General features: G+C 51.4%; 16 protein-coding genes. 2 read left to right on the top strand and 14 right to left on the bottom strand.

The annotated features are described in order from the left end of the window. Window positions 1-101 precede the first annotated feature (101 nt). From metG to adhE, 11 genes are all read right to left on the bottom strand, one after another. The gene (metG, locus tag ACE5KN_RS11155) at window positions 102-2105 is read right to left on the bottom strand and encodes a methionine--tRNA ligase (protein ID WP_375523474.1); all 2004 of its coding nucleotides are present in this window, start codon (window positions 2103-2105) and stop codon (window positions 102-104) included. 573 nt (window positions 2106-2678) lie between these two features. After that, window positions 2679-2984, bottom strand: a complete 306-nt coding sequence (yidD, locus tag ACE5KN_RS11150) for a membrane protein insertion efficiency factor YidD (RefSeq protein WP_375523473.1) — start codon at window positions 2982-2984, stop codon at window positions 2679-2681. A 128-nt stretch (window positions 2985-3112) separates the two neighbouring features. Then, complete coding sequence (locus ACE5KN_RS11145; protein ID WP_375523472.1) at window positions 3113-5320, bottom strand: copper amine oxidase N-terminal domain-containing protein; 2208 nt, start codon at window positions 5318-5320, stop codon at window positions 3113-3115. A 208-nt stretch (window positions 5321-5528) separates the two neighbouring features. After that, on the bottom strand, window positions 5529-6809 hold the full coding sequence (locus ACE5KN_RS11140) for a response regulator transcription factor (RefSeq protein ID WP_375523471.1): 1281 nt from the start codon (window positions 6807-6809) through the stop codon (window positions 5529-5531). 15 nt (window positions 6810-6824) lie between these two features. Next, a complete protein-coding gene (locus ACE5KN_RS11135) occupies window positions 6825-8633 on the bottom strand; it encodes a cache domain-containing sensor histidine kinase (RefSeq protein ID WP_375523470.1) in 1809 nt (602 codons plus the stop codon). Between the two features lie 39 nt (window positions 8634-8672). Continuing rightward, window positions 8673-9503 (bottom strand): carbohydrate ABC transporter permease, encoded by an 831-nt coding sequence (locus ACE5KN_RS11130; RefSeq protein ID WP_375523469.1) that lies wholly within the window; start codon window positions 9501-9503, stop codon window positions 8673-8675. Continuing rightward, on the bottom strand, window positions 9503-10387 hold the full coding sequence (locus ACE5KN_RS11125; protein ID WP_375523468.1) for a carbohydrate ABC transporter permease: 885 nt from the start codon (window positions 10385-10387) through the stop codon (window positions 9503-9505). Before ACE5KN_RS11125 ends, ACE5KN_RS11130 begins: the two co-directional genes overlap by 1 nt. Before the next feature lie 14 nt (window positions 10388-10401). Then, window positions 10402-11757, bottom strand: a complete 1356-nt coding sequence (locus ACE5KN_RS11120) for an extracellular solute-binding protein (protein WP_375523467.1) — start codon at window positions 11755-11757, stop codon at window positions 10402-10404. 237 nt (window positions 11758-11994) lie between these two features. After that, entirely contained in the window at window positions 11995-12750 is a 756-nt protein-coding gene (gene pflA, locus ACE5KN_RS11115; protein WP_375523466.1) for a pyruvate formate-lyase-activating protein, read from the bottom strand. A 52-nt stretch (window positions 12751-12802) separates the two neighbouring features. After that, window positions 12803-15064 (bottom strand): formate C-acetyltransferase, encoded by a 2262-nt coding sequence (gene pflB / locus ACE5KN_RS11110; protein WP_375523465.1) that lies wholly within the window; start codon window positions 15062-15064, stop codon window positions 12803-12805. A gap of 182 nt (window positions 15065-15246) precedes the next feature. Then, window positions 15247-17868: a bifunctional acetaldehyde-CoA/alcohol dehydrogenase gene (gene adhE, locus ACE5KN_RS11105; RefSeq protein WP_375523464.1), complete on the bottom strand. Its 2622-nt coding sequence runs from the start codon at window positions 17866-17868 to the stop codon at window positions 15247-15249. A gap of 469 nt (window positions 17869-18337) precedes the next feature. Here adhE and ACE5KN_RS11100 point away from each other — a divergent pair, with 469 nt between their 5' ends. Both ACE5KN_RS11100 and ACE5KN_RS11095 read left to right on the top strand, forming a co-directional pair. Continuing rightward, complete coding sequence (locus tag ACE5KN_RS11100; RefSeq protein ID WP_375523463.1) at window positions 18338-19054, top strand: Crp/Fnr family transcriptional regulator; 717 nt, start codon at window positions 18338-18340, stop codon at window positions 19052-19054. Between the two features lie 231 nt (window positions 19055-19285). After that, window positions 19286-19681 (top strand): hypothetical protein, encoded by a 396-nt coding sequence (locus ACE5KN_RS11095; protein ID WP_375523462.1) that lies wholly within the window; start codon window positions 19286-19288, stop codon window positions 19679-19681. A 70-nt stretch (window positions 19682-19751) separates the two neighbouring features. Here ACE5KN_RS11095 and ACE5KN_RS11090 read toward each other — a convergent pair whose 3' ends face one another. Genes ACE5KN_RS11090 through nirB form a run of 3 tightly spaced genes read right to left on the bottom strand, consistent with a single transcriptional unit; the run spans window position 19752 to window position 23365 of the window. Then, window positions 19752-20534, bottom strand: a complete 783-nt coding sequence (locus ACE5KN_RS11090) for a formate/nitrite transporter family protein (protein ID WP_375523461.1) — start codon at window positions 20532-20534, stop codon at window positions 19752-19754. A 47-nt stretch (window positions 20535-20581) separates the two neighbouring features. Beyond that, on the bottom strand, window positions 20582-20896 hold the full coding sequence (gene nirD / locus ACE5KN_RS11085; RefSeq protein ID WP_375523460.1) for a nitrite reductase small subunit NirD: 315 nt from the start codon (window positions 20894-20896) through the stop codon (window positions 20582-20584). Window positions 20897-20935: 39 nt separating this feature from the next. Then, window positions 20936-23365, bottom strand: a complete 2430-nt coding sequence (gene nirB / locus ACE5KN_RS11080; protein ID WP_375523459.1) for a nitrite reductase large subunit NirB — start codon at window positions 23363-23365, stop codon at window positions 20936-20938. Between the last annotated feature and the right edge of the window lie 466 nt (window positions 23366-23831).

Genomic DNA, 23831 nt, shown 5'->3' with positions numbered 1-23831 from the left:
ACCTGGCTCACTTTCACCAAGCTTTAGAAGGTTTAGAAGTGAGGGACTTTTTTCGGAGGAAGGTTAAAAAACCGGAAGCTATTACAGCTTCCGGTTCAATATTACTTCACGATCGCGCCGTTAGGCATGCTGTCAGGCACGGTAGCAAGTGTCAGCTGATCGCCCTGGGAGGCGGCAAGGATCATGCCTTGAGACAGTTCTCCGCGCAGCTTCACAGGCTTCAGATTGGTGACGCAAATGACCTTCTTGCCGACCATCTCCTCAGGTGTGTAAAACTTCGCAATGCCCGAGACGACCTGACGCTGCTCGTATCCGAGATCAAGCTGCAGTTTGAGCAGCTTATCGGCCTTTTTGACTGGCTCACAGGCGATGACCTGAGCAACGCGCAGCTCCACCTTGGCGAAATCCTCGATCCCGATTTCTTCCTTGCTCTCCGGTGCTTCCGCCGGGGCGGCTGCAGCTGGCGCTTCAGTGGATGCAGGCTTGGCGCCGCCTGTCATGGCCTCCACGATAAATGCCACCTCCTGCTCGGCATCCAGACGCGGGAAGATTGGGTCTCCTTTTTGCAGCTGCGTGCCTTCCGGAATAAGCCCGAACTGCTTGCCGCTGTCCCATGAGGTAAGCGCCCCTTCCGTCAACCCGAGCTGCTCCCAGATTTTGCGCGGCGCGCGGGTGAGGAACGGCTGCAGCAGAATGGACGCAATGCGCAGGCTTTCCACCAAATGATACATGACAGAGGCCAGCTCGCGGCGTTTGCCTTCATCCTTTGCCAGAGACCACGGCTGTGTTTCGTCAATGTATTTGTTGCTGCGGCTGATGAACTGCCCGATTGCTGTCAGAGCGACGGAAAACTCCATTTTTTCCATAGCCTCTTCTACCTTGGCATAAGTTGCTCCTGCCATCTCTTCAAGAGCGGCATCAAACTCTGTAACCCCCTGCTCATAGGCCGGCACCTTGCCGCCGAAATATTTGTCAACCATTGCAACGGTGCGGTTCAGCAAATTACCGAGGTCATTAGCCAGGTCGGAGTTGATACGCTCTACAAAGCTTTCTGGCGTAAATGTACCGTCCGCTCCAAAAGGCACCTCACGCAGCAGGTAATAACGAAGCTCATCCAATCCGTAACGGTTGATCAGCGTCACCGGGTCAACGACATTTCCCTTGGACTTGGACATTTTGCCGTCCTTCATCAGCAGCCAGCCATGTGCGAACACTTTCTTTGGCAGCGGCAGATCAAGCGCCATCAGCATGATCGGCCAGTAAATGGTATGGAAGCGGACAATTTCCTTGCCGACGATGTGCACATTGGCAGGCCAGAATTTATCATACAGCTCCGTATTGGAGGAACCATAACCGAGGGCGGTGATGTAGTTGGACAAGGCATCGATCCACACATAAACTACATGCTTCGGGTCTCCTTTTACCTTAACACCCCAGTCAAAAGTCGTACGGGATACGGCCAGATCCTCCAGCCCAGGCTTGATGAAGTTGTTGATCATTTCCTTTTTACGGGATTCCGGCTGGATAAAGTCCGGATTTTCCTCATAGAATTGCAGCAGACGGTCTGCGTATTTGCTCATACGGAAGAAGTAACACTCTTCCTTCACAAGCTCTACAGGATGCCCGCTGTCCGGACTTTTGCCGCCGATTACATTCCCGGCTTCATCCTTGATCACGTCGACAAGCTGGGTTTCCGTGTAATACGTTTCATCCGGAATACTGTACCAGCCCTCATATTCGCCTTTGTAGATATCCCCCTGTTTGAGCAGGCGGTCAAAAATGTCCTGAACAACCGTTTTATGCCGCTCTTCCGTCGTGCGAATAAAATCGTCATTGGAGATGTCCAGCTTCTGCCATAGCTCCTGGATGCCTGCAACGATATGATCCACAAACTGCTGTGGTGTCTTGCCGGCCGCCGCCGCCTTTTGCTCGATTTTTTGCCCATGCTCATCCGTACCTGTCAAATAACGGACCTCATACCCGCGCAATCTCTTGTATCTGGCCATGGCATCCCCTGCAACCGTAGTGTACGCATGCCCGATATGCAGCTTGTCGCTTGGATAATAAATTGGCGTCGTAATATAAAATGTGTTCGTATTCGCCATACTTTTCCCTCCTGCAGTATTGTTCAATTTCCGTTTTTCAGCGCCGGGAACGGAACACAGGGCTTCGAAGCGTAATGCAAAAAAGACCCCCGCCCCTTATGGGGCGAGAGTCTACTCACGCGTTACCACCCAATGTTCTCCGCTTCCTCGCGGAAGGCGGACTCCACCGGTCCATTCAGACCGTCCATTAACGCTGGAACACGCTGCTTGCTTACGCCGTTTTAATAAAAAAGCGGGCCGCTCACAAGCAGTTCCTCCAGGACCATCTTCGGACAGCCCTCCAGACCGGTTTGCAGCTCCCCCGGCTCTCTGTACTGGATGGTGGTGTCGTACTTATCCCTTCACTGGAAAAACATATTAGAGGTTGTTCAAAAAATCATCTTTTGATCACGAAGGAAGTCAGGAAGCGGACTCGACATCGAATCTTGAATTCAGCCGGGCCTTCCGGTGCTCACGTACCCCAAGTACGCTCCACTCCTCAGTCCCTAGCTTCATTCAACCTTCTTGGTGCTGAAAACCTGACTTTTTGAACACGCACTATTACTCAAAATATAGCGAAGCGATGATACTCTGTCAAGTTTGGCCCTTATTTTTGGGGGAAAGCCCGTCCTGCTTGCTGTTCCCCTCATTGCCCATTGGCCGTGCCGGCGGCACGGGATCAAATCCGCCGGGGTGAAACGGATGGCATTTGCTAATTCGCTTCACCGCCAACCAGGAACCCCGGACAGGACCGTGTACCTCGATAGCCTCCAGCGCGTATGCCGAACAGGTCGGATAAAAGCGGCAGGTCGGGGGTTTTAACGGAGAAATGACACGCCGATAAAAATGGATCGGCCCTTGGGCAAGCCTGCGGGCCAGCACTCCTTTTCCGTCTGCCATAACCTTCCCTCCTCTGGGCACCATGCAAGAAAAGCGTCCCGGGGCGGGGTTCCCCAATGAACCTAAGCCCGGGACGCCTTTACAGGCCTGTAAAAAGCGACTTTTTTACGGTGGAGCTTGCTGATTGCTTATTGTTGCTTGTATTCAGGCAGCGGCTGAATCAGCAGATTGACAGGCAGGTTGCTGCCAGCGGCTGCGGTAAAGTACATTTCAACACTTTCGGCCATATGTCCGGTACGGTACAGGACGCTGTTTTGATTAGGCGCTCTTACACCGCTGTTGTTAGCGATGGCTATAATTTGATTATTAACCAAGGCATAACCGGAATACAAGCCTCCGCGCGGATTGAATGTAATCAGGGAGTATGGCGCAACATTGGTCAGTCTGATTTTGTACAGTACCCCGAAGTTGCCGGCATTGGAAGCTGCGGAGCCGTCGATTCCATCCGTTCCGGTGAGGTTCGGATCGATATTGTTATCCCCGATTACGATGCGCTGTGCTTTTCTTCCGACTTCTTCCGTGTACTCGATCGTACGGTCGGCATCCATATACGTACCACGGTTATGGATGCCGTCCTTGTCAAGCTTCGGCAGCGTCTGGAACGCCACCAGCGGATCGGCGGACTCTTCAACCATAATTACAGTATATTGCACCGGCTGGTCCGAGTTCAAATCCGACAGCAGGGAAATAACCTCATCAGGCTTCATTTTGATCGCACTCAGATCCGGCAAAATCACTCTGCTCTCGCCCGGATTCAGCACCGTAGTGGAGCGTTTGGTGCCATCGGTCAGGGATTGCAGATAACGCATCGTTCCCAGCTTGCCCGCAGCGGTGGCAAACGGGCTAGGTCCCCCGAAACCGGATGCTTCCACGTTAATGGTAGCAGGGAGCATGTTATTATTCGTGGCCACCACGTACATTTTCACATTGCGGCCCGTTTCATTGACATAGTGAGCCAGAATCCGCTGGCTGCCTGTGCCAACCTCCTGATAAACGATCCCATCCTGGAACACCCGTTCCGGACTGTTGGCACGGATCAGCAGGCGCGGTCCGGAAGTCACGGAAGCCGGCACAGTTTCCATTTGTGGCACTTCGCTGCCGTCAAATTCATACAAATCACCATACGGCGTGAACAGCTTGTTGAAGTCGTCTTCTTCATACAAGGTTTCGTTCTTAATCGTAACGGTCTGCGTATAGGTATTTGTCAGTCCCATGTGGTCCGTAACGGTCAAAGTAATTTCCTTCTCCCCAGGCTCGAAGAAGGCAAGCTTGTTGTTCACCCATTCACGCTTCTGAATACGGTTCTCATCATCCGTACTCAGATCGGTATAAGTGATTTTCTCACCCATCATATATTCCTTCTTGTCTGTCGTAAACATAGCGACAGGCGGCTGGTTCTGCGGTTTGACCGTAATAGTCTGCGAGTATGGATCACTCCACTGGCCGGACGAATCCTGAACGGAATAGGTAATCGTATAAGTGCCCGGCTCCTGGAACACATCCTGACGTCCTTCCCAACGCTCATTAACAATCGGAAGCCCTCTTGGAGAAGAGGATTGGGTCAGGTATGTAACCTGCGTCTGTGTAGCATAAATATCTGTGCTTGGTTTTGTCGTAAATGAAGCGACAGGCTTTGAGACCAGATCGAGAATAACCGTTTTATTGACATTATCTACAGTGTAAGGAATGTTCAAAGCCTGGGTAATGGATGTCAAAGGAACCATGAATACGTTCTTTTGCTGGAAAGCCGCACCCTTCATTTGTCTCTGCTGCCCGTTGACGGTGTATACCTTGCTGTCCGTTTTGAAGCGCAGAACCTGCTCTCCCTGGGTAATGACCGTTTCCTTGGTGGCTGTATCATAGTAAAATTGCAATCCAACACGGTTGACGAGAGAGCGAATGGCAACGTAGGAAACGCCATCCTTAACGGTCATTGGCTGACTGGCCGTATAGACCTGCCCACCCTGCATCATTTTGGCGCTGTTCATATACAGAATCAGCTGATTGGCTGAAGCGGGAATATACACATCGTCTGTAACGCTGGTATTCCCTTGTGTATCTTCCGAATTTGGAACATCCCCTACAGAATCGGCAGAATTTGTCGAATCTGTGTCCTCTGAAGTCAGAGCATTGCCATCAGCGTTGTCATCGATGCTTCCGGTTCCATCAGTCCCATCGGTTGCTTCTGATTCAGTACTTTCATTTGTTGTGTTCACCAGTTGATCACTGACATCGGATGTTTCTGTAACCGGTGCCTCTGCTGCTGCTGCCGGCAAAACCGCCGCGACCTGGGATACGGCCAGTGCAGTGAGCATCGTCCATTTCTTAAGATTCATTCTCTGTCTCCTTCTATAACCAAATTCTTGGCTTCCCCGTAAAAAGTCATACTATTAGACGCTGATGTTTGTAAAAAGTTGCTGTTAATTTTGCCGAAAAAGTAAGAATTATATTATTGACGTCATCGAAGAAGACAGATAGCGCTTTCATGAATTGAGATTAAGGAAAATTTATGCTTGGGGTCATCCAATCTTCCAAGATGCCCCCTCACCCGGTCGCATGTATGCCCGCACGCAGCCGGTCACGGTACTCTGATGGCGTGAGCCCGAAATGCTTGTGAAACACTTTGGTAAAATATCTTCGTTCCCGGTAGCCTACAGCCGAGCAAATCGTCGAAATGCTGTAGCTGGTTCCGGCGAGCAGCGCTTTGGCGGCAGCAAGCCGTTCCCGAGTTACATACTCCAGGAAGGTCATGCCGCAACGGGCTTTAAATAGATGGCAAAAATAACTGCCGCTGATGCCGGTATAATCCGCTAACTCCTCCACCGATAGGTCAGAGCCCAAATGGGCGGCAATATATTGCTTGGCTGTCTCAATTGCATCATCCGCGTTTTTGCGGCCACCGCCATATTCGTCCCCGTTCAGCAGACACAACCGCTCCCCCGGCGGCGGCTGGACATGCCTGGAAGCATGGTATACCGCCGCCAAATCCAAAATCTGCAGAGGCCCCGGATGCGCCAGCAGCCGTCCTTCCATCCCCGTGCCTGCGCTAATGCCGCTGAACTGTTCCGCAATTTCCTGCAACACTGCAGGCTCGGACAGCGGCTCTGTCTGCAGAACATCTTCAACCGCTATGCACCATTCCCCTTCCCGTACCTGGAACACGAACGGGTTTACAAAACGGGTCTGCACGATGGCTTCCAGTTGTTCCGACATCTGCTTATTCCATTCTCTTTTGCGCTCGACGCCCCACTGCCGGGTCTGTTCAAAATACATGCAGGCTTCCGCCACAAAAAGTGCATACGACTCCCCCTCTTCTTCTGCCAGAGAAATGGGTGGGGATGGAGTGCTCCAGGCTTCTCCTGTAAGCACCTCCCTGATCCGGTTCCGCTTGACCCAGAATCCGATTTCCTTATTCCTCGCCTGCAGCTCGGACTCTTTTTGCTTGCGCAGGGTTATCTCGGCGGCAAGTGATTTCAGCACATCTTCAAGCATGCCATAATCTATAGGCTTGGTAATATATTCCCTCACCCCATGCTTGAGAGCTGTTTTGGCATATTCAAACTCCTGGTAACCTGTCAGCAGAAGGATTTCACTGTCAATCCCCCTCTCACGCAGCTCGGCGATGAAAGTCAGTCCATCCATGACCGGCATGCGGATATCGCAAAGGATCAAATCGGGCTTGTCTTGTTCCGCCAGCCGCAGTGCGTCCATGCCGTTGCCGGCCGTGCCCGAGACTTTAATGCCCATGTCGTGCCAGGGCAAAATGCTCTCCAGATTATCGAGCACAGGTCTTTCGTCATCCACCAGCAGTGCCGATACCATCATGCTTCCTCCCTCCGCTTAGCCATACTTCGGTATTTTACAGCGTATGACGGTTCCCGAGCCTTTATGGGAACAAATAATAATCCCGTAACGACTGCCGTATTGAATCCGGATTCTGTCAGCAACATTGCGCACGCCCAGCCCTCGTCGTTCGTCAAGCCACCTGTTGTCCTGTGCCGGGTCATCCTGTTCCCTGATCATATATTGGAACGACCCAAGCACTTCAGGAGAAATACCGGACCCGTTATCCGCAGCTTCAAGAATAATGTCTCCCTGCTCCTCCCACACGGATATACGCAGCAATCCACCGTTCGTTCTGCCTTCAAAGCCATGCTGGATCGCATTCTCGACCAGTGGCTGCAGCGTCAGCTTCAGTACCAGGCAGGATCGCAGCTCCTCCGGCATGGAAATTTCATAGCTAAACAGGCCGGAAAACCGGTACTGCTGAATTTCAAGATAGCTCCGCAGATGGCTGATTTCCTCAGCCAGCGTAATTTCCTCCTTCTCCTGAATACTGGTGCGCAGCATCCCGGCCAGGCGGATAACCATTTCACTCACCTTGCGCCCCTCCCCCCTGACCGCCAGGCCATTGATCGACTCCAGCGTGTTGAACAGGAAATGGGGCTTGATTTGCGCCTGCAGCACGCGCAGCTCCGCCCGCGCTTTCTGTTCCTGCTCTGAGCTGACTTTGGCGAACAAAACGCCGATTTTATCCATCAAAGAATTTAAGCCTTCCCCAAGAACACGCAGTTCAGCCTCTTTTCCGGGTTTGACGCGGGCGTTCAAATCCCCTTCCTCCACCCTGCGCATAAACCGGACCAGAACGGCGACATATCCCGTGATACGGTTCATGAACAGCATATTGAACAGGACGGCGGCGGCAAGGCAGACGATCATGACGATAACGAACCAGAAGGCGTAGACGGAGGATTCGGCGGAAAGGGAGCTCCATGGGGTCACGGATATGAGACTCCATGGATAGTCTTTGAGATGATAGATGGAAATCATGCTTTGTTCTCCCTGGAAGGAGGCTCTGAAGCTTTGATATCCGCTGCCATAGCGGATGGAATGCTCCATAAGTTCCGACATGTTTTTCCCGCTGTTCTGCCCGGCCTGATCATATACGATTAGCCCCGTGTTATTTGCAAGCATGAATGTCGTTTCCCCTGAAAGATCATTCAGCCGGAGATTTCGGAAAATCCGGTCAAACTGCCAGTTTTTGATCTGCACCACCAATATACCGATATTCCGGAAATGCTTCAGTTCCTTGACCAACCGAATCTGGGTGAACACCGGCTCGGTGCTGGTAAGCTCGGGATATTCATAGGGAGCGATCCAAATGGGATTGCCGTTCCTGGCCATCACCTCCTGATACAGGGGGTGAACCTTGAAGCTTTCAAACGGAAGCGCTGTAAAGTCTTCTTTCGTAAAAATGGACACCATGCCGGACGACATTCCGTTTCTCCGCAAATTGTAGAGGTACGCATAGCTGATATCCGGATAGTTATACAGCAGGTTTCTGAAACTGCGCTGGCTGTCGTTAAGGGTCAGCTGGCCGTCGGCATTCAGGTTCTGCTTCTCCGGATCATCGGCATTCAAAGCCATATGAAACACCGAGGTCGCAATCCCGTTATCCGTCACCTTGTTCATTTCCTCAAAAACACCGTTCAGGCTGTAGCTGATGGCCTTCAGCGCATACTCGGCCTGCTCGCTGTACCTGCGCGCCGCCGCATCCGACGAAACCCATAAGGTCAGTGCACCCAGCAGGCACATTGGTACGATGATAAGAAAGATAAAAGCGGCAAAAAGCTTCATGCGCAGCGTCATGGTCGTCCATCCCTGCGGATCAGGCGTGCGAAGGCGTGGCTATCCTTTGACACTGCCTGCCGTCAGGCCTTCCATAATTCTTTTCTGCAGTACAGCATACATCAGCAGCACAGGCAGAATGCTGTAAACAATGCCTGCCGACATTTGGGCATAATTCATCTGGTATTGATCTCTGAACTGGACCATGCCTACAGGCAGGGTGCGCAGCTTGTCGGTTGACAAAAAATAATTGGCGAGTAAAAATTCATTCCAGTTGCCGAGGAAGTTCACGATAAAAACAGTAACCATGGCTGGTACCGATAGAGGTATTACAATTCTAGCAAAAATTCCCGGAGCCCTCAACCCGTCCATGACCGCGGCTTCCTCCACTTCAGAAGCCAGCGAACGCATGAATGCCGCCAGCACAATGACCGTAAACGGAATCGCATTCGCGATATACGGAATAATGAGAGCCCAATGAGTATCGAGAACACCCAACCTGCGGACAAGCAGATAGATTGGAAGCAATAAAGAGTTGTTGGGAATGAGCATGCCGATCAGGGCAAGCCCGAACACGGCGCTGCCAACTTTCGGATAACGCATCCGGGTCACCGCAAATGACAGCATGGAGCCGATCAGAATGGACACCGCCGCGCTCAATGCGGAAATATACAGGCTGTTCAGGAAATAAACGCTGATTTTCGCCTTGACCCATACTTCCACATAATTGGAAAAGACAATTTTCTCCGGCATTCCAAAAGGATTTATAGCGATGGCGTTGTTGTCCGTTTTCACGGAAGAGAAAAGAACGAACAGGAACGGAAACAGAATCACCAGCAGATACAGCATTAGCAGCGTATGCGGCAGCCAAAGCGTCTTCGCCCTTTTCATCAGAATTCAACCCTTTCACTGCGCCTTGCAAAAATCAGTTGATACAGGACTGTCAATACAAGCGTAATTGCGAAAATAAGCACAGCCACCGTGTTGCCGTAACCATATTTAAAATTGGTGATCGCGTATTTGATCATGTAGGTGGCCAGTACGTCCGTAGAGCCGGCCGGACCGCCTTTGGTCATGACAATGACGATATCCGCCGCCTTCATCGCCCCGGCGATCGAAAGCATCACAACGACCGAGATGATGGGACGGATCAGAGGCAAAATGACATGAACGGACTGCTGAATACGGCTGGCCCCGTCGATGGCTGCGGCCTCTCCAAGCTCCCTGGGCACGGCAAGGATGGCCGCCAGCACCATCACGATATAAAAACCGGTCCACTGCCACGCGTTCGTAATCAGAATGGACAGCATGGCGTACTTTTCGTCAGACAGCCAAAAGACGGGCCCGATACCGAGCAGGCCGAGCAGCCGGTTCATGAGGCCGATATTCGGCTCGTAGATGAAGCCCCACAGAATGCCGATCACGGCCGTCGACATAATCGAGGGCAAAAAGACGGCCGTTTTGTACAATCCCTGCAGCCGTTGAACATTCGCAATCAGCAGGGAAAACAGGAGAATAAGCGGCACCTGTATGCCGATGGAAAAAACGATGAACCAAACGTTATTCAGCACCGAGCTCCAGAAGCGCTCATCTCCCAATGCCTTGATATAATTTTCCGCTCCGATCCACTTTGGATGGGCCGAAACCCCGTTCCAGCTTGTAAAGCTGTAATAGATGGAGCTGAAAATCGGATAAATGAAAAACATGAAAATAAGCACCACAGCCGGAAGAATGAATGCAATATATACTGCGGGGTTGCGCATCGCCTTATTCATCTGTTCCTCCCCGCTTACTGCACTGCGGCGTTCGCTTCATCCTGCACCTTCTGGATTTGCTCTGCCGCCTGCTCAGCGGTACTCTGGCCGCCGATCAGCTTTTGAATCTGAATGTTGCTGATTTCCGTCGTCACGTCTGCTTGCACGAGCGAGTCGAAAGCCGGGAAGGACGATTGCGCTGTATTTAATACCGAGACAATCTCTTTCATCAAATCATCGGTAATATTTTCTTTCAATACAGCCTCATCCAGCTTCATCGAAGGAAGAACCCCGTCCTCCACAAGCCCGCGGAGCTGCATCTCCTCATTGAACATATGCTTGATGAACGATTTGACGGCCTCCAGCTTGCGCGGATCCTCTGCTGCAGAGGCTGAAAATCCGTATCCGTTATTCACATCCCGCATCAGTGCCGTCTGATCCCCTGTGCCTCCTTCAACGGGCGGCATATTGAAAAATCCGACCTTTCCGATCATGCCTTCACCAGACTGCCCTTCCTTGAACACGGAGGATTTCCAGGTCCCATCATACATGAGAATTGCTTCGCCGCTTGTGAATTGAGTGGTATATTCCGCATACTCAAAACCAAGCTCACCCTGTTTAAAATAACCTTTATTCACCCATTCCTGATGCTTGGCGAATGCTTCAACAACCTTGGGATCCGTCCATTTCGCTTCGCCTGTTGTGAACTTGGCCGTAACGTCCGGCCCGGCATAGCGGGACCAGAGATGGTTGGTCAGCATCAGCGGAACCCAGCCTGCCTTGGATGCCCCTGCCATCGGCACTTTACCGTCAGCCTTGATGTCGGCCAACAGCTGCTCAAATTCCGCAAACGTCTGCGGCGCCTTTAACCCTTTTTCCTCGAAATAAGCTTTATTGTAAAAGAATCCTTCACCGGAGCCTCCGAGCGGCAAACCGTATACCTTTCCCTCATAAGTAAACGGCTCCAGGGAGGTAAAGCTGTCACGGATGCCGAGCTCCTCCAGAATTGGCGTCAGATCAAGCAGCATGCCTTCCTGTGCGTATACCTTGGAGTCCGGACTGCCGAACAGGTCAAAAACATCCGGAGGATTGCCGGCAGCCATCTCGCCGCGCAGCTTTTCTTTGCGGTTGACATCGGAATCCACTCCGTCCAGCGTGAACGTTAATCCAGGCACATCCGCCTCCACCTGCTTGACTACATCCTCCAGAATCGCAAGCCGCCGCTGCTTGTCTGCGCCCACCTGGGTATGGCGGATGGTCATTTCAAACGGCTCCCCCGAGTCCGGGGTCCCGCTGCTTTCCGGGCCTTCCGGTTTTCCTGCTCCGCCACAGCCTGCCAGCAGCCCTGCAAGCAGCACACCAGTAAGCAGCCCTTTTATTCCTTTGCTCATCCCTCAATGACCTCCTTCTTTTATGTCTGATCCATTACAAGACCCATTATAGAAAAAGCAATGTGACATCGTAAGGATGACAATTCTTGGATTCAGGGATAAATTTGTAAGATACGAAAAACCGCAGCCCCCGGATTGTTCCGGAAGCTGCGGTTTGGAAGTACATGGCCAACAGCTATTCGCTGTAGAGCCCTCCTTATATTGTGATAAATAATGATTGCTTATTCCGTCCAAAATTTACCTGTATGCCGCAACACGCTGCGCTTGCGCCTCCTCGCGCCCTTGCGCAATCAGCCTGTAAGCCCGCTCCACTTCCTCTTCCGTAGGGGTCGGCACTCCTTCCAGCGGATAGGCTTTGCCCAGCGCCTGCCATTTGTAGATGCCCATCTGATGATAGGGAAGAATTTCGAACTTCTCAACCCCGTTCAATGTACCGATGAACCGCCCCAGGTTGAGCAGATCCTGCTCTTCGTTGTGAATGCCTGGCACATAAACATGGCGTATCCACATTTTGCGTCCATGATCGGACAGCCACTGTGCCGTATGCAGTGTACGTTCATTGGATTTTCCGGTCAGCTTGATATGCTTCTCATCATTGATATGCTTCAGGTCGAGCAGCACCAGGTCGGTATGATCCAGCAGCTCGTGAATCCGTTCCGGATCATTGAAGCCGTTGCTGTCCAGGGTGGTATGCAGCCCCCATCGCTGCTTGACCTCCTTGAACAGCTCAGCGACAAAATGCCACTGCAGGGTAGGCTCCCCGCCGGATACCGTCAGACCGCCCCCGGAATTCCGGTAATAGGGCAGATACGGCTCAATCTCCGCCAATATTTCCTCTACCGTCACTTCACGGCCACCGTCCAGCGCCCAGGTATCCGGGTTATGACAGTACTGGCATTTGAGCAGACATCCCTGCATAAAAAGCACAAAGCGGATGCCTGGGCCGTCAACCGTCCCGAAAGTTTCGAGTGAATGAATATGTCCTTTGACCATGCTGCCTCTTCCTTTCTTTCCGCATCCGCTGTGCGTGTATTAGATGATGGGCTTACATGGTACCGTGGAAGGTCCGGTTGATGACATCGAGCTGCTGCTCGCGTGTCAGCTTGATAAAGTTAACCGCATAACCCGATACACGGATGGTGAGCTGCGGATAGTTTTCCGGATGCTCCATGGCGTCCATGAGCTGTGCCCGGTCAAACACGTTGACGTTCAAGTGGTGGGCATTGCTGCCGAAATAACCGTCCATCATGGACACCAGATTGTTTTTGCGAACTTCCTCTTCTTTGCCCAACGCTTTTGGCACGATGGAGAACGTATTTGAGATGCCGTCCAAGCTGTACTCGTACGGCAGTTTGGCTACCGAGCTGAGCGATGCCAGCGCGCCTTTTTTGTCCCGTCCGTGCATTGGGTTGGCGCCAGGGGCAAATGGTTCGCCCGCTTTGCGTCCGTCAGGCGTCGTGCCTGTCTTTTTGCCATATACCACGTTGGAGGTGATCGTCAGTACGGATTGCGTAGGAAGCGCATCACGGTAAGCTTTATGCTTGCGGATCATACCCATGAAGCTTTCCACCAGCCCTACAGCGATGCTGTCGACACGGTCATCATTGTTGCCGTAGCAAGGGAACTCCCCTTCAATTTCGAAATCAACGGCAATGCCCTGCTCATTGCGGATCGGTTTCACCTTCGCATATTTGATCGCACTCAGGGAATCCGCGGCTACGGACAGACCGGCGATGCCGCAGGCCATTGTGCGAAGGATATCGCGGTCGTGCAGCGCCATTTCAATACGTTCGTAGCTGTATTTATCATGCATGTAGTGAATAACATTCAGGGTATTCATGTACAGCTTGGCAAGCCATTCCATCATCGGCTTGAAGCGTTTCATCACTTCCTCATAATCAAGCACTTCGGAGGTGATGGCCGGGAATTCCGGTCCGACCTGAGCACCGGATTTTTCGTCCTTGCCGCCGTTAATGGCATATAGGAGCGCTTTGGCCAGATTGGCGCGTGCGCCGAAGAACTGCATTTGCTTGCCGATTCTCATGGCGGATACACAGCAGGCGATACCATAATCGTCGCCATAAATAGGCCGCATCAAGTCATCATTTTCGTATTGGATGGAGCTCGTTTCTATCGATACCTTGGCGCAATATTTCTTGAACGCTTCAGGCAGCTTCTCGGACCATAATACCGTCAGGTTTGGTTCCGGAGCAGGCCCCAGGTTATATAGGGTGTGCAGGAAACGGAAGCTGTTTTTGGTGACACGCGTTTCCCCGTTGACAGACATGCCGCCGATGGATTCCGTTACCCAGGTAGGGTCGCCGCTGAACAGCTGGTTGTAGTCAGGAGTCCGCATGAATTTGACGATCCGCAGCTTCATGACAAAATGGTCCACAAGCTCTTGCGCCTGCTCTTCGTTCAAGGTTCCTTCAGCCAGATCGCGCTGTACATAAATGTCAAGGAAGGAAGATACACGTCCCAGGGACATCGCGGCTCCGTTCTGCTCCTTGATGGCTGCCAGATAACCAAAGTACAGCCACTGGAACGCTTCCTTCGCATTCACGGCAGGCTTGGAGATATCAAAGCCGTGCTCGGCTGCCATCTGTTTCAGTTCGTTCAGCGCCCGGATTTGCTCGGATACCTCCTCGCGCAGACGGATGACATCCTCGCTCATGGCATCCACTTCAAGGCTTTTCAACTGCACTTTTTTATCCTGAATCAGGAAATCCACACCATACAGCGCCACCCTGCGGTAGTCGCCGATAATACGTCCCCGTCCGTACGCGTCCGGCAGGCCTGTAATAATTCCGGCTTTACGGGCTGCTCTCATCTCGTCCGTATAGGCATCAAATACGCCCTGGTTGTGCGTTTTGCGAATATTCGTAAATATCTCTATGATATTTTGCGGAACTTCAAAGCCGTAGGCCTTACAGGCGTCGATCATCATCCGTATGCCGCCGAACGGCTGCAGGGAACGCTTGAATGGTGCATCCGTCTGCACACCAACGATCTGTTCCTTGTCCTTATCGATGTAGCCCGGTCTGTGGGATGTGATGGTCGAAGGTGTATTCACATCAACATCCAGTACGCCACCGTTCGCCAGCTCCTTCTTGGTCAAATCGGAAATAATCGCCCAAAGCGCCGTCGTGTCGGAGGTTGGACCAACAAGAAACTGTTCATCCCCATAATATGGATCAATATTCAACTCAATAAAATTGTTGACATTGACTTCCCTGCTCCACTTGCCATTTTTAAACCCGCGCCATCCCGATTGCTGCTCCTGTACTTCTCTCTCAATCACCGACATGTCTATCCCTCCATGATTTTATTCAGGATTTCTTTACATTTCCATTGTAAAATAATGAAGCTTGTTCTTATGTGATAAAAATCACAATATAAGTGATTTTTATCACAAGGTTAACTTATACCAGCTGAAGCCCAGGCTCTCCTATATCGGGAGAGCCTGGAGTGCTGGAATAACAGCCATTATTATTGGTCAAAGCGCCCATAGAAAGCGTTGCGGTATACCTCGGCCAGCTCGCTGACCAGCGGCAGCTTCGGATTGGCAGTGGTGCACTGATCCTCAAACGCGCGGTCTGCCAAATAATCGACACGTGATTCGAAGTCTTTAGGGTCAATGCCGAGCTGCTGGAACGATTCCTCGATGCCCAATGTTTTGTTGAGCTTGCGGATCGCGTCAATCAGACTGTTAACCCCTTCCTCCGTCGTCCGTGCAGGCAGTCCAAGAATGCGGGCGATTTCCGCATAGCGTTCATCCGCCACAAAGTGCGAATACTTAGGGAACGACGCGAATTTCGTAGGTTTCTTGGCGTTGTAACGAATGACATGCGGCATCAGAATCGCGTTGGTGCGTCCATGCGCCGTATGATACTGGCCGCCCCATTTATGCGCAAGGCTGTGGTTGATGCCCAGGAAGGCGTTGGCAAACGCCATGCCCGCCAGAGTGGACGCATTATGCATTTTTTCGCGCGCCAGTTTATCGCCAGTCAATGCCGATTTCTCAAGGTACTGGAACACCAGCTGGATCGCCTTGATTGCCAGACCATCGGTATAATCGCTGGCCATCACCGAGACATAGGCTTCAATCGCATGGGTCAGCACGTCCATACCGGTATCGGCAACAGCAGTCTTAGGCAGCGAATATACAAATTCAGGATCGATGATCGCTACATCCGGAGTCAGCTCATAGTCTGCCAGCGGATATTTCGTATTGCCCAGCTTTTTGTCCGTAATGACCGCAAAAGATGTCACTTCGGAACCGGTACCCGACGTTGTTGGAATGGCTACGAATTGGGCCTTCTGGCCAAGCCGCGGATATTTGTAAATCCGTTTGCGGATATCCATGAATTTCTGCTTCAGATTGTTGAAATCCGTATCCGGATATTCATAGAACAGCCACATGCCTTTTGCAGCGTCCATTGGCGATCCGCCGCCCAGGGCGATGATACAGTCTGGCTGGAAGCGTGCCATCATTTCCGTGCCGCGTTCCACCGTTGTCGTTGACGGATCAGGCTCAACCTCGGAGAACACTTCGATCGCTACAGGGGTCTGACGCTGGCGCAGGTAATGCGTTACCCGGTCAACATAACCAAGCTTCACCATCATCGGGTCGGTAACGATCGCCACCCGCGAAATGTCCGGCATTTTGGCAAGATACTGTGTCGAGTTTTTCTCAAAATAAATTTTGGAAGGCACCTTGAACCACTGCATATTCACCGTACGTTTCGCCACCCTTTTCACGTTGATCAGGTTCACTGCCGATACGTTGGACGCTGTCGAGTTCCGCCCGTAAGAACCGCAGCCCAGCGTAAGGGACGGCAAATTCGTATTATAGATATCCCCGATGGCGCCGTGGGTTGAAGGCGAGTTAACGATGATGCGGCCGGTTTGCAGACGGTTCGCGAATTTCTGAATAACCTCTTCGTTATGGGAATGGATGGCCGAAGAGTGGCCCATGCCTCCGAATTCAACGACCTGCGCCGCACGCTCGATGCCCTGCTCCGCATTTTTTACTTTATAGCAGGCCAGCACCGGGCTCAGTTTTTCTGCAGACAATGGGAATTTCGGTCCTACGCCTTCCAGCTCGGCAACGATAATTTTTGTGCCTTCAGGTACGGTTATCCCGCAAATCTCGGCGATTTTCATGGCAGATTGGCCAACGATGGCCGGATTGACCGCACATTTTTCAACATTCATCGCACCGCTGGTCAGCTTGGCGGCCTCTTCCTTGCTGACGAAGTAACAGCCGTTTGCGGTCATCAGCTTTTTCACCTGGTCGTAAATGGCTTCTTCAATAATGACAGCCTGCTCCGAGGCACAGATCATGCCGTTGTCGAACGATTTCGAGAGGATGAGGTCTGTCACCGCCTGCTTGAGATCGGCAGACTTTTCAATGAAGCAAGGTACGTTGCCTGGGCCCACGCCAAGCGCCGGCTTGCCGCAGCTGTATGCTGCCTTGACCATGCCGGACCCGCCGGTTGCCAGAATGAGCGCCACATCAGGGTGATTCATCAAAGCATTCGTTTTATCCATGGTCGGAGCTTCTATCCACTGGATGCAGTTCTCCGGAGCGCCATGCTTGACAGCCGCTTCATGCAGGATTCTGGCCGCCTCCTTGCTGCATTCCTGTGCGGAAGGATGGAAGCCGAAAATGATCGGGTTGCGCGTCTTGATGGAGATCAGCGCTTTGAACATCGTGGTGGATGTCGGATTTGTGACCGGGGTGATGCCCATAATAATGCCGACCGGTTCGGCAATTTTCTGGAAGCTGTCAAAATCGTTATCTTCAATTACACCTACCGTTTTGTCATACTTAATGTTGTGGTAGATATATTCGGTAGAGAAGATGTTTTTCGTAATTTTATCCTCATACACACCACGTCCGGTTTCTTCAACAGCTTTTTTCGCCAAATACATATGCTTATCGAGGCCGGCCAAAGCCATGGCCTGCACGATATCGTCGATCTGCTCCTGGGTCATATCCATAAACGCTTTTTGCGCGGCATTCGCCTTGTCAATCAAGGTCTGGATATACTGCTCTGCCGTCTGCTGCGCTTCCGCCGCTTTGGCTGCCTCATTTTTTACTGCCATTCCCCTCATCCTCCTGATCACTTTGGATTGGCTCCTCTTTGCGGACTAAGTTTAACTCCCTGCCACATCCATAAGTGTAATGTTATTGATAAAATTCAGATTCATTTCGAACGGATTAGTGAAAATATTCACATGATATGGTATGCTTAAGAACAGATCAGGTGGCATCACGGCTTCGGAGATCTTTCATCTGCAGCATGGTCCTCATCCTCCCCGTTTTATATTGATTTCTCTTTACGGCTTGATCGTATCATAGGTGTCATTTCAATTATGTGATTTTTTTCACAATTTAATTCAATTTTGATTTTAGTTGTAGTGAAAATAATCACAAAGTTTTGAAATTCGCCACTTTTCACCTTCCGATCACCCCCAAAAATCACCGCCCCAGGTATATAATTAATTTTGAAATACAAAAGTTGCAAATACACAGATTTACAAAACACAGACATTAATAAAGGGGAAATGGAAGATGAGAAACCCTGAAATGGTCATCGAACACCGAGGCAACACCGTTTGCTTCTCGCCGGGAAGCTTCAACCAATTGCTCGCGGTCATGAAGGACCGGCACATTCCTGAAGGCGCCCATCTGTTCTGGGAAGGGGATACGTCGGACAAAATCTTCTATCTGAAGCAAGGCCGCGTCAAAGTTACAAAAACGACAGACGAAGGCAAAGAACTCATTCTCTATATGTATCAGACAGGCGACATGATCGGACAGGCGGACCCTTTCTTCGGCTCTAAGCACAGCTTTTCCGCCGAGGTTCTGGAAGACAGCGATGTTGGCGTGATCGATCATCATGATCTGGAGCTGCTCATTTGTCAGCACTGCGACTTTGCCATTGACTTCATGAAATGGATGGGGTCTTATCACCGAATTACGCAAACCAAGTTCCGTGACCTGATGCTGTATGGCAAGCCGGGGGCGCTGTGCTCCACCCTGATTCGTCTGCACAACACATATGGTGAGCCTCATGGCGAGGACGTAGTGATCAATAAAAAAATAACGCACACCGACCTGTCCAATATGATCGGAGCCACGCGAGAAAGCGTAAACCGTATGCTGAGCGATCTGCGGAAAAAAGGGGCTGTCGAGTATGACGGAGGCATGATCGTGATCAAAAATCTCGAAATGCTGCAAGGGATCTGCCACTGCGAGCTCTGCCCCAAAGAAATCTGCCGCATTTAAATCGATCGGAATATCAGATAACATTATATACAAGAGATGCCTTGCAATGCAGCGTATTGCAGGGTATCTCTTTTTTTTCTATAAAAATAGGCATATTTCATAGACTAGGAGCATAAACTATTCTGGGGAGAGAAAAAAACATGCGAAGCTAGTATAAATATCCTATATTTACATGGATATAGTCTTATGGTCATAGTATTATATTACTATATAAGAAATGGGGGGACCGGCATGAAGCTGCAAGTTTCCAACTGCCCAAAATGCGGATCTGTCTATCAAAACAATCTAAGAGAGCTCTGCCCTGCTTGCTCTGCCCAAATGGATCGGCAGCTCGACCTCTGTTTCGATTATTTGTGGCATCACCCGGCCGCTACCGTCGAGGAAGTCAGCGAAGCGGCAGGAGTACCGATTCCCCTCATGACAGCGTGGGTCAAGAACGGGAAATTCCCCAGCGTGTATAACAATCTCTCCTATCCTTGCGAATCCTGCCGGCAACCTGTCCATACGGGCCGTCTGTGTCCATCTTGCAGCGGAATGTTCAGCGAAGCAGCCAGACAGATTGAAGCCCGCCTGCCGCGCCGGTTTCAATCAGGCACGTATAAAGTGGCAGGACATGCGAGAATCTGAATACAAAACCAATACAAAAAAACGAAAGTCCCTGCCATCAGGCAGTGGGACTTTCGTTTTTTAAGTCAAGCTATCCATTCTTCTTAACAGATGAAATAAACCAGTAAGCCATCCCCACAAAGACTCCCCCGCCGACGATATTTCCAAGCGTTACAGGAATCATATTGTGCAGCCAGCCCGCCAGTGTCACGGTCTCAGGGTGATTGGGCAGGATCATGGCTACTGTCAGCAGCGTCATATTGGCTACACTGTGCTCATATCCGCTTGCAATAAAGGCGAACAGACACCACCATATTAATACCAGCTTGGCCGCCTCGCTTTTTGCACGTCCTGCCATCCATAATGCCAGGCACACAAGCCAGTTGCACAGGATTCCGCGGAAGAACAGATCGGAGAACGGCAGGCTCATCTTTTTCGCAGCAGCGCTGAAAATAAGGTGATCAGATGCGGCCTCCCGAAATAAACCTGTACCGGAAATGAGCAGCGCCAACAGCACGGCCCCCGCCAAATTGCCCAGAAAGACGACAATCCAGTTCTTGACCGTATCCGCCACTGTTGTACGGCCTGCCAGCGTACTGATGGCGAAAAACATATTATTGCCCGTAAACAGCTCGGAGCCCGCGAATACGACCAGGGTGAGGGCGATCCCGAAGGAGGCCCCCATAATCAAGGGCTGCAGCGGTGATTTGATCGCCGCCAGCGGTGCGCCGAGGGTAAATATCAGAATAATGCCAATCCCGACATAGGCCCCGGCCAGCACAGCTGCCAGCGCATAGCGGCCCAGGCTTTCATTCATTTTATTCTTCTTGTTGACTGCCGTTTGAATGACGGCCTCCACTTCCTGTGCGAACATGCTGATCTCCCCTATTCTTTGCTGCCCGATTCAGTGCTTTCATTTATTTATTGAGGTATGGAAAGGACAACCTGGCCTTCCCGCAGTTGTACGGGATATGTCTGCACCTTTCCATGATCGGGAGCCTGCACTTCGCCCGATTCAAGATCAATCTTCCAATCATATAAAGGATCATAAATAAAATGGCCTGATACGATAGCCTCTGCAAGCGGCCCTCCCTTTGGGTGCGGGTTGCGGTTATCAACCGCATACACACGTTCGTCCAAGGTCCGGAAGATGGCAATCTCCCGTCCGGAAAGCTGAATTACCCGCCCGATCCGCTGCTGAAACTCCTCTATGGAGCCAACCGTAACTGTTTGCATGGAATCTCCTCCTGTTGATAAGCTCTTGTCTTCTTCCGCCTATAACACCGGCTCTTTATGCTCGAACAGCATGCCTCGCTTGTGCGGATTGCGCAGCAGCTTCTTCCAGGGATCTTCAACCTGGGCAAGCGCAAGCTCGATGCGTTCCATGAGGGCTTTCCGGTTCGCGGCATCTTCCACGACCTGGGCCCGGATGGTATCGAGTCCCAGACGCTCCACCCATTCGGAGGTGCGTTCCAAATAATTGGCCGTTTCACGATACAGCTGCATAACCGCCCCGCAAATTTCCACCAGCTCATCGTCGGATTTTACCTTGCTGAACGAATCCGCAAGCCGGGCCTTGATGCCTCCATTACCGCCGATAAAGATTTCCCAGCCCCCGTCATTGCCAACGATCCCGATATCCTTGGTGGAGGACTCGGCGCAGTTGCGCGGGCAGCCGTTCACGGCAAGCTTCAGCTTCGCCGGGAAATCAAGGCGTTCAAACTTGCGCTCCAGCAGCTCGCCCATGCTCATGGAATCCTGCGTTCCAAACCGGCAGAACTGGGAGCCGACACAGGTTTTTACCGTACGCAGCGATTTGGCGTATGCATAACCTGAGGGCATATCCAGCTCTTCCCATACCTTCGGCAGATCTTCTTTTTTCACCCCGATCAGATCCAGCCGCTGACCGCCTGTCACCTTGACAACCTTGACATCATATTTTAACGACACGTCCGCAATGCGCTTCAAATCCTCCGGTGTGGTTACACCGCCATACATGCGCGGAACAACCGTAAAGGTACCGTCTTTCTGGATATTGGCGCTCATGCGTTCATTGACAAAGCGGGACTCGGCTTCATCCTCATACGTATCGGGATAAATCATGCCGAGGTAGTAGTTGAGGGCAGGCCGGCATTTGGAGCAGCCTTCCTCCTGGGACCAGCCCAGCACATGCATCACTTCCCGGATCGTCCGCAGCCCCTTGGTTTTGATCTCTGCCACAATTTCGTCCCGATCCATCGTTGTACAGCCGCAAATTCCTTTTTTGGCCGCAGCCGCAAAGCCGTCCCCCAGCACATATTTGAGAATATCCTCTACGACCGGCTTGCAGCCGCCGCATGAACGGGTTGCCCCGGTACAAGCTTTAATCTCATCCACCGTGGTCAGACCCTGCTCCGTAATTGCCTGCACGATCGCCTGCTTTGTCACCCCGTTGCAGCCGCATACGATTTCGTCGTCAGCCATCGTTTCCACCGAAGCTGCCTTCTTGGTCCCGCCACCACAACAGTCTGTTCCCATTATGGATCCGTAGATCTCATCATTCATCTCGGCCTGCTGACGAACGAGCTTCTGCAGATTCGCGGCTTCGCTCACATCTCCGAACAGCACGGCACCAACGATTTGATTGCCGCGCAGCAGCACCTTTTTATAGGTCCGCTTCCAGTCGTCTTTTGCCGAAATAACCGTATGCTCATCTGTATCCATAAATTCTCCCGCCGAAAAGACATCCACACCCGAAATTTTCAGCTTGGTTGCAACAACAGAGCCCTCATATGGCTTCGTATCCACTCCGCACAAACGCTTGGCCAGCACGAGGCCTTGCTCGAACAGCGGCGCTACGAGGCCATAACACACGCCTCTATGCTCGACACACTCTCCTACGGCGTACACGTCAGGCAGAGAGGTCTGCATGTAATCGTCTACGACAATGCCTCTGTTGACCTTCATCCCGCTTCCGGCTGCGACCGCCGTATTCGGCTGGATGCCCACTGCCATGACCACAAAATCCGCATCCAGACGGCTGCCATCTTTAAACAGCAGGCCATTCACCCGCTGATCGCCTGTTAATTCCACCGTCTGCTTGCCCATGGCAAATTTGATACCCTGACGTTCCAGCTCGGCCTGCAGCATGGATGAGGCATTGTGATCCAGCTGCCGCTCCATCAGGTCCTCCATCAAATGCACGACGGTTACATCCATGCCCAGACTGACAAGCCCCTTTGCCGCCTCCAGACCAAGCAGCCCCCCGCCGATGACGGCGGCCTTGCGGTAAGAGGACGCAGCTTCCTTCATCCGTTGACAGTCCGCAATATCCCTGAAACCGACAACACCATCCTTGTCAATTCCGGGGATGGGCAGCATAAACGGCTTCGAGCCTGTGGCAATAATCAGCTTGTCATACGGGATTTCGAGCCCTGTATCCGTAAGAATCTTGCGGGCCTCGGCGTCGATCCGCGTCACCGTTGTCCCTGTATGAAGCTGTATGCCATGCTGCTCGTACCAGCTCCAATCATTCAAGACAATATCGTCAATCGTCTTTGTGCCTTCAAGAACGTAGGAAAGCATGATCCGGTTATAGTTCGGATGCGGCTCACTGCCAATAACCTGAATATCATAACGACCGCCAAGCTTAATAATTTGCTCCAGCATTCCAATGCCTGCCATTCCATTGCCGACAACAACCAGCTTCTCTCGTGTTGTACTCACGTGAATGCCTCCCCTGAAGCGATGCTGCTTTTAAGCCTTATAATCTAACATCGCTTGTAATCTCGTTAAGGCAAGTATAACGAAAGCATTAAATTTAATTTGTGATTAAAATCACAAATTAAGCGTTTTCCTATAAATTTCCTAAAATATAAGAAAACTACCTGTCGATGTATATGCTAAGAAGCTGCGTTTAGCAGAAATTTTTCTTGCGATTATAGAATTGTTCAGCTCCGCTGAAAACTTATAACTCAACTTTCGCAGACACAAATCCAATTAAACCTTTGTAGTTGCTGGGTTCTGAGGAATTCGAATCCCCTCCTTGCAAGTTTGCCAGTTTCATGCTGCGAATGTTAAGTTAACTCATTTTATGGACTCCACCTAATCATCCTTGCTTGATAGTCAAGCCGCCCGTCGATCGTGGCAAGGCATGTGAACTCGCTGCCCAGAAGCCTTGCACGATTATCCC

This window comes from Paenibacillus terreus, from assembly GCF_042138595.1.
GTDB lineage: Bacteria > Bacillota > Bacilli > Paenibacillales > Paenibacillaceae > Paenibacillus > Paenibacillus terreus.
Note: the sequence above shows the minus strand (reverse complement) of the source record. Positions and strands in the feature narration are given on the sequence as shown.

Coding starts and splice junctions, on each gene's coding strand:
- metG (WP_375523474.1), bottom strand. CDS start 2,105: ATGGCGAATACGAACACATTTTATATTACGACGCCAATTTATTATCCA.
- yidD (WP_375523473.1), bottom strand. CDS start 2,984: ATGGCAGACGGAAAAGGAGTGCTGGCCCGCAGGCTTGCCCAAGGGCCG.
- ACE5KN_RS11145 (WP_375523472.1), bottom strand. CDS start 5,320: ATGAATCTTAAGAAATGGACGATGCTCACTGCACTGGCCGTATCCCAG.
- ACE5KN_RS11140 (WP_375523471.1), bottom strand. CDS start 6,809: ATGATGGTATCGGCACTGCTGGTGGATGACGAAAGACCTGTGCTCGAT.
- ACE5KN_RS11135 (WP_375523470.1), bottom strand. CDS start 8,633: ATGACGCTGCGCATGAAGCTTTTTGCCGCTTTTATCTTTCTTATCATC.
- ACE5KN_RS11130 (WP_375523469.1), bottom strand. CDS start 9,503: ATGAAAAGGGCGAAGACGCTTTGGCTGCCGCATACGCTGCTAATGCTG.
- ACE5KN_RS11125 (WP_375523468.1), bottom strand. CDS start 10,387: ATGAATAAGGCGATGCGCAACCCCGCAGTATATATTGCATTCATTCTT.
- ACE5KN_RS11120 (WP_375523467.1), bottom strand. CDS start 11,757: ATGAGCAAAGGAATAAAAGGGCTGCTTACTGGTGTGCTGCTTGCAGGG.
- pflA (WP_375523466.1), bottom strand. CDS start 12,750: ATGGTCAAAGGACATATTCATTCACTCGAAACTTTCGGGACGGTTGAC.
- pflB (WP_375523465.1), bottom strand. CDS start 15,064: ATGTCGGTGATTGAGAGAGAAGTACAGGAGCAGCAATCGGGATGGCGC.
- adhE (WP_375523464.1), bottom strand. CDS start 17,868: ATGGCAGTAAAAAATGAGGCAGCCAAAGCGGCGGAAGCGCAGCAGACG.
- ACE5KN_RS11100 (WP_375523463.1), top strand. CDS start 18,338: ATGAGAAACCCTGAAATGGTCATCGAACACCGAGGCAACACCGTTTGC.
- ACE5KN_RS11095 (WP_375523462.1), top strand. CDS start 19,286: ATGAAGCTGCAAGTTTCCAACTGCCCAAAATGCGGATCTGTCTATCAA.
- ACE5KN_RS11090 (WP_375523461.1), bottom strand. CDS start 20,534: ATGTTCGCACAGGAAGTGGAGGCCGTCATTCAAACGGCAGTCAACAAG.
- nirD (WP_375523460.1), bottom strand. CDS start 20,896: ATGCAAACAGTTACGGTTGGCTCCATAGAGGAGTTTCAGCAGCGGATC.